The 12,176-nt window shown below is 65.9% G+C and carries 10 protein-coding genes; 3 read left to right on the forward strand and 7 right to left on the reverse strand.

Features of this window, described 5'->3' with window-relative positions:
- The first annotated feature begins 258 nt into the window (after positions 1–258).
- Positions 259–3,414, forward strand: coding sequence for an Rne/Rng family ribonuclease (locus tag D9V32_RS15160; RefSeq protein ID WP_245982363.1), 3,156 nt, complete (start codon positions 259–261; stop codon positions 3,412–3,414).
- A gap of 56 nt (positions 3,415–3,470) precedes the next feature.
- Here D9V32_RS15160 and D9V32_RS15165 read toward each other — a convergent pair whose 3' ends face one another.
- Positions 3,471–4,049: a TetR/AcrR family transcriptional regulator gene (locus D9V32_RS15165; RefSeq protein WP_121649756.1), complete on the reverse strand. Its 579-nt coding sequence runs from the start codon at positions 4,047–4,049 to the stop codon at positions 3,471–3,473.
- An 87-nt stretch (positions 4,050–4,136) separates the two neighbouring features.
- On the opposite strand from D9V32_RS15165, the gene D9V32_RS15170 reads away from it, so the two are divergent.
- Positions 4,137–5,405: an MFS transporter gene (locus tag D9V32_RS15170; protein ID WP_121649757.1), complete on the forward strand. Its 1,269-nt coding sequence runs from the start codon at positions 4,137–4,139 to the stop codon at positions 5,403–5,405.
- A gap of 26 nt (positions 5,406–5,431) precedes the next feature.
- Positions 5,432–7,687 (forward strand): glycoside hydrolase family 3 C-terminal domain-containing protein, encoded by a 2,256-nt coding sequence (locus D9V32_RS15175; RefSeq protein ID WP_121649758.1) that lies wholly within the window; start codon positions 5,432–5,434, stop codon positions 7,685–7,687.
- Between the two features lie 68 nt (positions 7,688–7,755).
- On the opposite strand, the gene D9V32_RS15180 is transcribed toward D9V32_RS15175, so the two are convergent.
- The 6 genes from D9V32_RS15180 to D9V32_RS15205 all read right to left on the reverse strand — a co-directional run bounded on the left by D9V32_RS15180 (position 7,756) and on the right by D9V32_RS15205 (position 11,936).
- Positions 7,756–8,328 carry a GNAT family N-acetyltransferase gene (locus D9V32_RS15180; protein WP_121649759.1) on the reverse strand — a complete coding sequence of 191 codons (573 nt, stop codon included), beginning with the start codon at positions 8,326–8,328 and terminating at the stop codon, positions 7,756–7,758.
- Between the two features lie 46 nt (positions 8,329–8,374).
- Positions 8,375–8,665, reverse strand: a complete 291-nt coding sequence (locus D9V32_RS15185) for a hypothetical protein (protein ID WP_121649760.1) — start codon at positions 8,663–8,665, stop codon at positions 8,375–8,377.
- Between the two features lie 97 nt (positions 8,666–8,762).
- Positions 8,763–9,299, reverse strand: coding sequence for a hypothetical protein (locus D9V32_RS15190; RefSeq protein WP_121649761.1), 537 nt, complete (start codon positions 9,297–9,299; stop codon positions 8,763–8,765).
- Complete coding sequence (locus D9V32_RS15195) at positions 9,296–11,227, reverse strand: alpha/beta hydrolase family protein (RefSeq protein WP_121649762.1); 1,932 nt, start codon at positions 11,225–11,227, stop codon at positions 9,296–9,298. Before D9V32_RS15195 ends, D9V32_RS15190 begins: the two co-directional genes overlap by 4 nt.
- A gap of 29 nt (positions 11,228–11,256) precedes the next feature.
- On the reverse strand, positions 11,257–11,529 hold the full coding sequence (locus D9V32_RS15200) for a hypothetical protein (RefSeq protein ID WP_121649763.1): 273 nt from the start codon (positions 11,527–11,529) through the stop codon (positions 11,257–11,259).
- A 128-nt stretch (positions 11,530–11,657) separates the two neighbouring features.
- On the reverse strand, positions 11,658–11,936 hold the full coding sequence (locus D9V32_RS15205; protein WP_121649764.1) for a DUF4031 domain-containing protein: 279 nt from the start codon (positions 11,934–11,936) through the stop codon (positions 11,658–11,660).
- Between the last annotated feature and the right edge of the window lie 240 nt (positions 11,937–12,176).

The raw sequence follows: 12,176 nt of genomic DNA on the forward strand, positions 1-12,176 counted from the left end.
ATTCTGCGACCCGCCCGTGCGATAATGAATTTTGTCGAGGTTTCGCCGCGCGAGGCCAAGACGAAGAAGGCTTATTGGGCACAGATAGCGCCTGATGTGCGAGTGAGCGTTGGGAAACGCTCCCGCGAAGTGATCTGAGCCACGGGGCCGGTCACTGCAGTGCATAGGATTTGGTGAGTTGAACGCTTCGGCGTAGAGATTCGCCCAAGATTCCCGGACGGTAGCGCGGCTACTCATCGGATGAGGAGTGCACCAGTAATGGTGAATAAAAAGAACAACGAGGCAGTAACTGCCGAAAATACATCCGCAACCACCGAGGGTGCGCAGGAGCCCCAGGCTTCGACCGATGCCCAGGCAGTTGATGCCCCGGTTTCGGCAGTGCCCGGCACGGAGGCGCGAGCGCCTCGTCGCACCCGCGGCTCTCGCCGCGTCAGTGCCTCCGCCGGTGCGGCCACCGCACCGAGCGACGCGACGGTCAACGAGGGCGACGCTGCCGCGCCGGTCGTAGCGAACGAGAGCGTGCCGGAATCGGCCACCGACGAGCGGGCAGCCGAGACGCCCGCGGTCGAGTCGGCCACGGCCGAGGGTGAGAGTGTCGCCGCACCGCGTCAGCGCCGTCGGGGCCGCCCGACCAAGGCGGAGCAGCAGGCCGCCGCTGCGGCGAAGGCCGAGGCCGAGAGTGCGGTTCCCGAGGCTGAGAAGCCCGTTGCGGGCGAGACCGTCGTCGCCGAAACTGTGGCCGCCGAGACCGCAGTGTCCGAGACCGCCGTCGCCGAAGCACCCGTCGCCGAAGCACCCGCCGCCGAAGCGCCGGCCGCCGAAGCGCCGGCCGCCGTCGACACCACGGCAACCGATTCCGCAGCACCGGCCGCCGCCGCCGATGCAGCCGCCACGAATGTGCCCGCCGCCGAGGTGCCCGCCGCTGTGGTGAGCCCGCTGCCGGTGCCGTTCGTCTCCGCACCCTCCACCGCACTGATCTTCCTCGCCCCGGATCTCCCGCCGCTGCCGCCGCGCAGCACCCGCCCGGAGCACCACGAGACCGAAGACGAGGAGGAGTACTCCTCGACCCGTCGTCGTTCGCGTCGTCGTGGCGGCGATCGCGAGAACACCCGTGACGACCGTCCCGCCCCGCGCGAGAGTGGTCGTGACTCCTACCGTGACGGCGGCCGTGACTCCTACCGCGACGGCGGTCGTGAGAACTCGCGCGATGGCGGCAACGGCCGTCCGGCGCGCGAGCCCCGCGAGGCCGTGCTCATCACCGAGCCGCAGAAGATCAAGGGCTCGACCCGTCTCGAAGCCAAGAAGCAGCGTCGCCGTGATGGCCGCGATGCCGGTCGTCGCCGCGCCGTGGTGACCGAGGCCGAGTTCCTCGCCCGCCGCGAGGCTGTGGACCGCACCATGGTCGTGCGCGAGAAGAACCAGAAGATCCAGATCGGTGTCCTCGAAGACAAGGTCCTGGTTGAGCACTACGTCGCCCGCAACGAGGAGGCGTCGCTGATCGGCAACGTGTACCTCGGTCGCGTGCAGAACGTGCTGCCCAGCATGGAGGCCGCGTTTGTCGACATCGGGCGCGGCCGCAATGCCGTCCTCTACTCCGGTGAGGTCGACTGGGAGGCCGCCGGCACCACCGGTAACCAGCCCCGTCGGATCGAGCTCGCGCTGAAGCCCGGCGACAAGATCCTCGTCCAGGTCACCAAGGACCCGGTGGGCCACAAGGGTGCCCGCCTGACCAGCCAGGTTTCGCTGCCCGGTCGCTACCTCGTGTACGTGCCCAACGGCTCCATGTCGGGTATCTCCCGCAAGCTGCCGGACACCGAGCGTGCTCGTCTGAAGAAGATCCTCAAGGCCGTTCTCCCTGAGAACACCGGCGTGATCGTCCGCACCGCGGCCGAGGGTGCCACCGAGGAGCAGCTGACCCTCGACGTCAACCGCCTCACCTCGCAGTGGGCGCACATCTCCGAGCAGGTCAAGAAGGCCAACGCTCCGGCCCTGCTGCACAGCGAGCCCGATCTGCTGGTCAAGATCGTCCGTGACGTCTTCAACGAGGACTTCCAGTCGATGGTCATCGCCGGAGACGACGCCCGCGAGATCATCACCAGCTACCTCCAGCAGGTCGCCCCGGACCTCGTTGACCGCGTCGAGCGCTACGAGGGCAGCAAGGACGTCTTCGACGAGTACCGCATCACCGAGCAGATCGAGAAGGCACTGGACCGCAAGGTCTGGCTGCCCTCGGGTGGTTCGCTCGTGATCGACCGCACCGAAGCCATGACCGTGATCGACGTCAACACGGGTAAGTTCGTGGGCTCCGGCGGAAACCTCGAGGAGACCGTCACCAAGAACAACCTGGAGGCCGCAGAAGAGATCGTTCGCCAGCTGCGTCTGCGCGACATCGGTGGCATCATCGTGGTCGACTTCATCGACATGGTCCTGGAATCCAACCGTGACCTCGTGCTGCGCCGCGTGATCGAGTGCCTGAGCCGCGACCGCACCAAGCACCAGGTGGCCGAGGTCACCTCGCTGGGTCTCGTCCAGATGACCCGCAAGAAGCTGGGTCTCGGCCTGCTGGAATCCTTCAGCGAGCCCTGTGAAACCTGCGCCGGCCGTGGCGTTATTGTGCACCACGACCCGGTCGTCAAGCACAAGCAGACCCCGCAGCCCGAGCAGCGTCGCCGCGGTAAGGGTGGCGCGGGCCAGGGCCAGGGTGGCCAGAACGGTCAGTCCGGTCAGCAGAACGGTGGAAACACCCAGCAGCCGGCCGTGAACAACGCACCGAAGGCCGCGACCCACGCGATCACCGATGACGCCAAGAACATGCTGGCTCAGATCGCCGCGAGCACCATCGCCGGTACCCACGAGCACGAGGCCGCCGCTCAGGCGGAGGCCGCGGCACCGACCGCCGCCGAGGGTCGCAAGAAGCGTCGCCGGGGTGGAAAGAGCCGTGATGCCCAGCTGCAGCTGGAACTCTCGGAGTCGCCCGCCGCCGAGACCGCCGCGCTCCTGCTGCCTCCGGCAGTCGAGTCCGTGCAGGTCGAGGTAGCCTCGGTGAGTGCGCCGGCCGCCGCCGAGCGCCAGAACTCATCAGAGCGTCAGAACCAGCAGGAACGTCAAAACCAGCAGGAACGTCAGGCCGAGCGTTCGGATCAGAACGAGCGCCCTGCTCGTCCCGCGCGTTCGCGCTCGGGTCGTCGCGGTCACGAGTCGCTGCCGCTGCTCGACATTCCGCTCGAGGCCGTGCGTAAGAACCACAAGGTGGACGTCAAGGTGGCCGAGGATCTCCTCGGTTCCGTCCTCGACGCGCTGCCTGAGCCGAAGCAGCCGGGTAAGGGCCGCAACCGCAACCGTCGCGTCAGCACCCAGGCACTCACCGGCACCCCGGTGCGCCACGATGGAGATGCGCAGCCCAGCGCCGAATAGCGCCACATAAAACAATCGCCGCCCCGGAAACGGGGCGGCGATTGTTTTACCCCGGACTAGTCGAGGCTCAGGAGTGGATTGAGGTGCTGGGCGAGCGCGCGCCGCAGCTCATCGGCGATGCTGATGCTGCGATCCGTAACCCACTGCTGCTGGAGCCCGTCCGCCAGTGCGATCAGTGCGCGAGCATCCCGGATGCGCTCCCCTTCGGGGCGGGTATCACCGAGTGTTTCCAGGTGTTCGGCGAAGTCGGCCGTCATGCGAGCGTAGCGCTCGCGGAAATACGGTGCTGCTGGATGCTCGGGCGAGCTGGCCGCGGCCGACATCGTCACGAACAGTTCGATCAGTCCGGGCCGCGTGGTGTTGCGCGCCAGGACCGCAAGAAAGTCGCGCAGTGGATGCTCGGGGGAGATGGCGGCCTCATCCACCTCGTCGCGTCGGCGCAGGATCTGGACGAGGAGATCCTCGCGGGATTCGAAGTAGTGCATGACCCCGGCGAGGCTCAGCTCGCAGCGCGCGGCGACCGTGCGCAGGGAGGTGCCGCGATAGCCCTCGTCCGCGAAGACCTCGAGTGCGGTGGTGAGGATTTTTTCGCGCTGGCGCTGTCCCTTGGGGGAGAGTGGTGACCGATCGGACATCCGCCCATCGTATATCAGCCGCACCGGTATGCAACAAAACCGTTCACTGTATGCTTTTGAGTGTCAACGCCGACCTCAAGGAGAATCGTGACCCAACCGCCGAGTTCCACCGACGTCCCCCAGGGGGATGTCGCGCCCACGGAGTTTACCCCGCCACTCCGCGTGCTCTTGGGCACGCTGCTACCGGCCAATATCGCCATGTTCATGGTGTGGGGTGCCACCGCCTCGCTGCTGCTCTCGCTCCAGATTCAGGATCTCGATCCCGATAATAAGGAGGCCAACCTCTCCCTGGTCCTCACCGTGGGTGCGCTCTGTGCGATGATCGCGCAACCCCTCGCCGGCGTTGTTTCGGATCGTACCCGCAGCCGGTTTGGGCCGCGCGCCCCCTGGATCGTGGGCGGCAGCCTCGTGGGTGGCCTCGCCCTCATCGGAATGGGGCTCGGCACGACGATCTGGCAGATCATGATCGCCTGGATCGCCGTACAGATCGCCTACAACTTCGCGCAGGGCCCGCTGAGTGCGATCCTGCCGGACCGCGTCCCGAGCGGACTGCGCGGCAGCTTCTCGGCGATCATCGGCCTGGGCGTCATGCTCGGCATGGTCGGTGGGCAGATGGTCGGTGCGATGTTCGCCCGAAACATCCCCACCGGATACATGGTTTTTGCCGGAATCGCCCTGGTCGCCCTCACCCTGTTTGTGGTCATCAACCCGGATAAGGACAACCGCCACCGCCCGCGCGAGAGATTTGTTGTCACCACGTTCCTGCGCGGCTTCTGGGTCAACCCGATCAAGCACCCCGACTTCTTCTGGACCTTCACCGGCCGTCTGCTGCTGAACGCGGGCTATCTCATGGTCAGCACCTACAGCATCTACATTCTGCAGGACTACATCGGCGTCACCGCCGAGCGCGCGGTCCAGCTGACCCCGCAGTACGCGATGCTGAGCATGGGCGCGCTGTTGATTTCGACTCTGATCTCCGGCCCGCTCTCGGACCGTCTCAAGCGTCGTCGGGTCTTCATCGTGTCGTCCAGCATCGTGCTTGCCTGCGCCCTCTGTATTCCGCTGCTGATGCCCACCGAGGTGGGCATGGGGCTCTTCTCGCTGGTGTCCGGTCTGGGCTTCGGTATGTTCCAGGCGGTCGATACCGCCCTCATCAGTGAGGTGCTGCCCAGCAAGGCGGACTTCGCGAAAGACCTCGGCGTCATTAACATCGCCGCGACCCTCCCGCAGACCCTCGCCCCGGCACTCGCCGGCGTCATCGCGCTGAGCTTTGGCTACGTGATGCTCTTCCCCATCGGCATCCTCCTGGTTATCCTGGGCGGAATCGCCGTCATTCCCGTTCGTTCCGTTCGCTAGCTCGTTTTCAACCCCGAAAGGTCACCATGTCACTCCACCCGCAGACCGAATCGATCCTTGCCACCCTGACCCTCGAGCAGAAGGCTTCGCTGCTGAGCGGCGCATCCTTCTGGGATACCGAGGGCATCGAGGATGCCGGCGTGCCCTCGATCATCCTCTCCGATGGCCCCCACGGTGTGCGTCGCCAATCCACCGGGGGAGACCACCTCGGGTTGCTCGATGGTGAGCCCGCGACCTGCTTCCCGCCCGCCGTTGGGCTCGGCTCCAGCTGGGATCCGATCCTCGTCGAGCGCGTGGGTGAGGCCCTGGGACGCGAGGCTCAGGCCAAGCGTGTGAGCGTTCTGCTGGGACCGGGAATCAACATCAAGCGCGATCCGCGCTGTGGCCGAAACTTCGAATACCTCTCCGAGGACCCGCTGCACGCGGGTGTGCTCGGTAGCGCGTTTGTGCGCGGCGTGCAGTCCCAGGGCGTGGGCACCTCGCTCAAGCACTATGCGGCGAACAACCAGGAGACTGATCGCCTGCGGGTGAGCGCCGAGATCGACACCCGTACTCTGCGCGAGCTCTACCTTCCGGCGTTCCGCCGCGTCGTGACCGAGACCCAGCCGTGGACGGTGATGTGCTCGTATAACAGGGTCAATGGCGTCTACGCCTCCGAGCACAACTGGCTGCTCAACACCGTGCTGCGTGACGAGTGGGGATTTGAGGGCGTCGTGGTGTCCGACTGGGGTGCCGTGCGCGACCGCGTACCCGCACTGGCCGCGGGCCTCGACCTCGAGATGCCGAGCACCAATGGCCGTACCGACGCGGACGTTGTCGCCGCGGTTAACGATGGCTCGCTCGACATCGCCGTGGTCGACACCGCCGCGCGCCGCCTGATCGACCTCGCCCTGCACGGCCGTGATGGCCTGTGGGCAGACGCCGAGCTCGACGTCCCCGGCCAGCACGCCTTGGCGCGCGAGATCGCCGGCCGCAGCATCGTGCTGCTGCGTAATGAGGGAGACATCCTGCCGTTGACCCCGGGCGCGGGTTCACTCGCGGTCATTGGTGAGTTTGCCCGCACCCCGCGCTATCAGGGTGCCGGAAGCTCGCAGATCGTGCCGACCCGTCTCGACAACGCGCTCGACGAGATTCGCGCGCAGGCCGGTGCCGATGTGCCCTACGCCGCGGGCTTCACCCTCGAGGGCGACGAGGATGCCGCCCTCGCCGATGAGGCCGTGCGGGTGGCCTCTGCGGCCGAGACCGTCCTGTACTTTATGGGGCTGCCGTCGAGCGCCGAATCCGAGGGCTTCGACCGCGACGACATCGAGCTGCCCGCGGCCCAGACCGCGCTGCTCGAGCGCCTGCTCGCGGTCAACCCGCGGATCATTGTGGTGCTGAGCAATGGTGCCGTGGTGCGGGTATCCGACTGGAACGAGCGTGTGCCCGCGCTGGTTGAGGGCTGGCTGCTGGGCCAGGCGGGCGGCGGCGCGATCGCCGACGTACTGTTTGGCGTGGTGAACCCCTCGGGCCGCCTGACCGAGTCGATTCCCGAGCGCCTGCAGGATGTCCCGGCGTTCACGAGCTTCCCCGGTGAGCATGGTTCGGTGCGCTATGCCGAGGGCCTGTACGTGGGTTACCGTCACTACGACACCCGCGAGGCCGCGGTGACCTACCCGTTCGGTTTCGGGCTCTCCTACACCTCGTTTGCCTACGACCACCCGGTGGCCCGGGTCGAGGGGGAGACCGTGCGCGTGAGCGTGCACGTCACCAACACCGGTGCGCGCGACGGCCGCGAGGTCGTGCAGGTCTACAGCGGGTTGCCCGGTGCCGAGGTTTCGCGCCCCGTGCACGAGCTGCGCGCCTTCGCCTCGGTTGAGATCCCCGCGGGCGAAACCCGCGAGGTCGAGCTGAGCTTCCCGGTGGCCGGGCTCGCGTACTTCTCCACCATCGCCGATGTGTGGAGCGTCGAGGGTGGTACGTATGTGATCGAGATCGCCGCCTCCTCGCGGGACATCCGCGCGCACCTGGACATCCAGGTGGCCGGCGATCCCTCGCCGATTCCGCTGAGCGTCAACTCAACCCTGGGTGAGTGGTTCGCGCACCCGGTGGGCGCGCCGATCCTGAATGCGGCTTTCGCGCAGGTGCTCGCCGAGGCGCCGGCCGTGGGCGGCATGCTGAACGATCCGCACCTGCGGAAGATGGCCGAGCAGATGCCGATGTCGCAGATGGTGGCCTTCGGTGCTCTCTCGCCCGAGCAGGCCCAGGGCCTCGTGAGCGCGGTGGAGCAGGCCAGCGCCTAGCCTCATGCACGGGCGGCGGGGCGGCATCCGATTCGGATGCCGCCCCGCTTCCGTATCGTCCCGAGCCGCTACGGGGTCGGGTATTCGGGCCGGGTGAGTGCGTACACGTATTCGCTGCCCCAGGCACCGTCCGGGGTCTGGTCGTTGTCGATGAGGTGTGCCTCCCGGCGCAGGCCGAGACGCTCACAGACCCGCACCGATCCGAGGTTTCGGGTGTCGAGTCGGGCGAAGACACGGTGGGCCCCGAGCCGTGTGAATGCAAGGTCGAGCGCCGCACGGGCGGCCTCCACCGCAAACCCCCGCCCCCGAACCTCGGGGGAGAACACCCAGCCAATTTCGACCTGACGCGCGCGGGCACCGGTCAGGGTGAGCGGCACCTCACCGATCAGGAGGCCGTCGTGCAGGATGGCAAGGGTGAGGCTGTCGCCGCTTTCGGCCCAGCGCCGCGCCGCCGCGGCACGATTCACGGCCTCCGAAGATTCGGGCGCGCTGAGCGGGGCGCGGTAGAGATATTCGGCCACCTCGGCGCGGCCCTGATAGGCGAGGTGCGCCTCGGCATCCTCCGCGGTGAAAAACCGCAGGGTGAGGCGCTCGGTGGTGAGGGGAAGGTAATGGGCAGGGATAACGTTCTCGATGTCCATGCGTCAACGCTATCGGATCGGGGCCTGGGAGATGGTTCGCGGCCGCTCATTTAACTCGGGGGAGGGTGATTTTGAGGATCATGTTTTGTGCGTACGGTGGGGGTGTAACGATGTAGCTGATGATCAGGGTGTCCTCGTCTTTGAAGAAGACGTACTTGAGGTAGTTCTCGTCCGCAGGAGGTCTTTCGATTTTGCGGGGTTTCCATCCCTGTTCGAGGAGCCAGGGGGTGAGGTCGTCAGCAACCTGGCGTGGGGTGCGGGGTCCGTCGGCGTAGAGTGCGAAGTCCTTTTCCCAGGTGAGGGTCCGAGGCCACCCTTTGACATCGAACGCGTCCATGCTTTCCGAGCGGCCTCCGCCGGAGGGTGGGTTGGAGATTTCTTCGGGGGCGATCTGGGCGAGGATGTCGTCACCGATGCCCTCGGCTCGGGCGTCGTCATTTCACTCGGGGGAGTCTGATCATGAGGACCATTGTTTGGCCGTAGGGCGGGGGTTTGACGGTGTATCTGATTGCGAGGAGGTCTTGGTCTCGGAGAAATATGTTTTCTGCGTATGCCGGATCTGAGGGTTGATAGTCAGATGTGCTGCGATCCCATCCCTGGTCGAGTAGCCAGGGGGTGAGGTCGTCAGCGACCTGGCGTGGAGTGCGGGGTCCGTCGGCGTAGAGTGCGAAGTCTTTCTCCCAGGTGAGGGTCCGAGGCCACCCTTTGACATCGAACGCGTCCATGCTTTCCGAGCGGCCTCCGCCGGAGGGTGGGTTGGAGATTTCTTCGGGGGCGATCTGGGCGAGGATGTCGTCACCGATGCCCTCGGCTCGGGCGTAGTGTTCGGCGATCTGTGCGTCACGGGCGGGGCGAAGCTCGGGGAGATCGGTTTTCGGTGGGTGCAGGGTTAGACAACCGGACAACACGAGTGTCAATGCCAGCGCGCCGATGACGGCGGAAATCCGTACGAGTATCGGTGTGGGATTCATCGGGACCGTGGCTTTCGCGACAGAGGCTCAAGATCGAGAGGAGAAATGAATTTCGGGGGTTTCTTGACGCCGGTATCTGGTGCCACGGAGGGGGGAGAATATGGTCCCGGCTGGGTAAGCAAGTTCGGAGCGAGGAAGTCATCCGGCTGGTACACGGATACCGGTTTGCCGCTGACGACGTTTGCTATGTTTTCGAGGGAGGTGCTGTAAGGACCGAGCACGTCAGAATGCGATTCGTCGCCTCCGCGCTCAACCGATCCCAGGGCAGGGTCGCGCTTGTCGATAAACCCCGTCTCCAACCTCGTAATCCCGGGAACGGCGAGCGGGTTGTTGAAGCCGTGGCCCAGCCCGAACCCTGAAACCCCTCCCTGGGTGAATCCGACAACACGGTCATTGCGGGCCTGGAGGAGGAAGTGTGGTTTGTCTCCGGTGTGGGGAAACGCGTCCAGACCATCGCGAAGCGAGGTATCGTGGCCAAGCCCCGCGGGGGCGACATACACGATGCGATCGGCGCGGAGTCCCAGGGATTCGGCACGGGCCAGGACCACCGCACCGTAGCTGTGTGCGATCGGTACGAGCGCGGCCCCCGGCGGTAGGCGCACACCGTTGAGGAACGACAGCATGCGCGGAGCGCCGTCTTCGGCGTAGGAGCGCTTGGCCGCCTCAAGAAAACCGACGTCGCTGTTGTCGATATCGGGCAGTGCCGAGCCCTGATAGGTGAAGTAGCCGGAGGCCGGGCCGGAGATGTTGTACATGTTGCGGCTGCGATCCGCGTTGCCCTCGAATCCTCCGAGCCTGCTGTTGCTGCCCGGGATGAACGTGCCCACGTTTTGCACCCAGGGGGCGATATCACCGGTGATGGGATCCAACGCGCCCTGATAGGTAATGATCGCGTCCAGCAGGGGGTTGAATGAGACGAGCCTAAGCCCGTTTTGAGATACTCGTGTGCCGTCTTCGGCAAAGATCCTGAAGATGCCAAATGACTCATCGCCCACCCTCTCTCCGGCATAGCGTTCATTGCGATCGCCGAGGATCGCGTCGAGGGTCCTGATCTCGGTCTCGCGTCGTTCAATCTCGCCGTCGTACTGACCCGGGTGGGCGGGGCTCGCGCTCGTCAGGTAGGTCAGCTCTCGCTCCAGTTGGTTGCGATACTCGCCCGCGGTAATCCGGTTCGCGGTGTTGCGATCGCGCAGGGCGATGCCCTCGAGGTTGCCGAGAAGGAGCGGGTTGTCGCCCAGGAGACGCTGGCGGCTCTCCGGGTCGAGACTCGCCCAGACCTCGGCGATGATACCGGGATCGAGAAGCCCGGCAATGTCCGTAGCACTCACCGTGCGAGAAACACCGTCGATGATGGCCGTGACCGTCACGCCGGTGCTCACCCGGGGCGGCGGAGGGAGGGCCGTGCCCGTGGCCATGTACTGCCAGATCAGTGACTCGAGCTGGGCCGAGGTGCGGGAGTCCTGCCCGCGGCGTTCATCGTCAAGTCGGGTGAGTGAGCTGGTGGCGGCGGAGAGCCGTGCCGGAGCCTCGCGTATGGTGTTCTCCAGCGTCCACCGGGTGGCATCGGAAACCTCGCGAGAGAGGGCCCGCTGCGCGTCGCGTTCACCGCTGATGATGGCGTCCTGGGTAGAGCGGTGGATTGCCGCATAGTATTGGATGCCGTTCATTGCCGAGGCATAGCTGCGAAGCGCGTTTTTCCAGGCCTCATCCAGCACGGCGATGTTGTGCAGCATCGACCCGGGCACGCTGAGGGAGGCGCGCAGGCGCACGGTGGAGAGTGCATCGTCGGCCTCGGCCGGGAGCGCATCAATCGCCGCGCGCATTCTGAGGGTGATCCGGCCGAGCGCATCTCCACGTGCGGGCCAGCCGCTGGCCTGGTGCACGGCGTCTACCGATCCGGCCAGTGCTCGGTCTCCCGGTCGTTCCATCACCGGATTGCTTCCACCCCGGCCCGCGCCTAGGGGCGCAGTCCCGCGGCGATCTGGGCGTCCAGGAGCCGGAAGGTGTTCGCGGTATCGAGGGCGGCCTCGCTCTGGGCGCGAAAGAGCCGGGCGAAGGCCATCAGCGTGCGCTGCCGCGCGGTGTGAACGGCGATGTGTATCGCGTCGGGTTGCGGGGCGCCCGAGTCGAGCGGTGTACCCAGTAGGCGCTGGGCTTCATCCTCGGCGTTATTGCCCGCGCTCCGCACGGCGGTGGCGCTGTTTTCGAGTGCGGAATAGCTGATCTTCATGGGGCGCTCCCTGCCTGAAACCCGAGGTTTTGGCCAACGTACACTTCCATCGGGTTTTGCGCGTCCCAGCTGTCGGCTGGTGACGGTTTGGTTGTCGCATGCGCGGGCGCGTGCTCCGGGAAACCGGGTTAGGCGCGAGCCAGGCGGCGCTCGCGCTCGGTGATGCGCAGGCCGCTAGCGATCAGGCGGCGGGTGAGCGTCTTGGGGGAGACCGGCGTGGCCCCGGCGGCGATCAGGCTCTGATACACGCGGGCCGGCACGTCATAGTGGTCAAGATCGAACCCACGGCGCGGAATCTCATTCTCGGCGGCGAAGGTGTGCAGCTCGTCGAGGGACTCATCGCTGACGAGGTGCGACCAGAGGGTGCCGTGATTCGGCCACATCGGATCATCAATCAGGATTGTCATGTCACTGAGTCTAAGCAGATGACGCCCGGTTTCATTCCCGGATGGCCGCGAAAACACGCCGGTGGACGACACGGGCCCGAGGGTATTTGGTAAGCGGGCGTTAATCGGCTAATCTTGAACCTTGGAACGCGTGTGCTTATCCCACACGTAAAACCAAAGTTTTCTGACAGCCGTTACTCTGATCCCACTGGGTTCCGGCAGGGCAGTGACACTCAGATATGCACGTAATCGGAGCTCAGC

This window comes from Mycetocola tolaasinivorans (genome assembly GCF_003667565.1).
Taxonomy (GTDB): domain Bacteria; phylum Actinomycetota; class Actinomycetes; order Actinomycetales; family Microbacteriaceae; genus Mycetocola; species Mycetocola tolaasinivorans.

Bases quoted from the DNA above. Each gene is read 5' to 3' on its own strand.
- D9V32_RS15160 (WP_245982363.1), top strand. From the start codon at position 259: ATGGTGAATAAAAAGAACAACGAGGCAGTAACTGCCGAAAATACATCC.
- D9V32_RS15165 (WP_121649756.1), bottom strand. From the start codon at position 4,049: ATGTCCGATCGGTCACCACTCTCCCCCAAGGGACAGCGCCAGCGCGAA.
- D9V32_RS15175 (WP_121649758.1), top strand. From the start codon at position 5,432: ATGTCACTCCACCCGCAGACCGAATCGATCCTTGCCACCCTGACCCTC.
- D9V32_RS15180 (WP_121649759.1), bottom strand. From the start codon at position 8,328: ATGGACATCGAGAACGTTATCCCTGCCCATTACCTTCCCCTCACCACC.
- D9V32_RS15185 (WP_121649760.1), bottom strand. From the start codon at position 8,665: ATGGACGCGTTCGATGTCAAAGGGTGGCCTCGGACCCTCACCTGGGAA.
- D9V32_RS15190 (WP_121649761.1), bottom strand. From the start codon at position 9,299: ATGAATCCCACACCGATACTCGTACGGATTTCCGCCGTCATCGGCGCG.
- D9V32_RS15195 (WP_121649762.1), bottom strand. From the start codon at position 11,227: ATGGAACGACCGGGAGACCGAGCACTGGCCGGATCGGTAGACGCCGTG.
- D9V32_RS15200 (WP_121649763.1), bottom strand. From the start codon at position 11,529: ATGAAGATCAGCTATTCCGCACTCGAAAACAGCGCCACCGCCGTGCGG.
- D9V32_RS15205 (WP_121649764.1), bottom strand. From the start codon at position 11,936: ATGACAATCCTGATTGATGATCCGATGTGGCCGAATCACGGCACCCTC.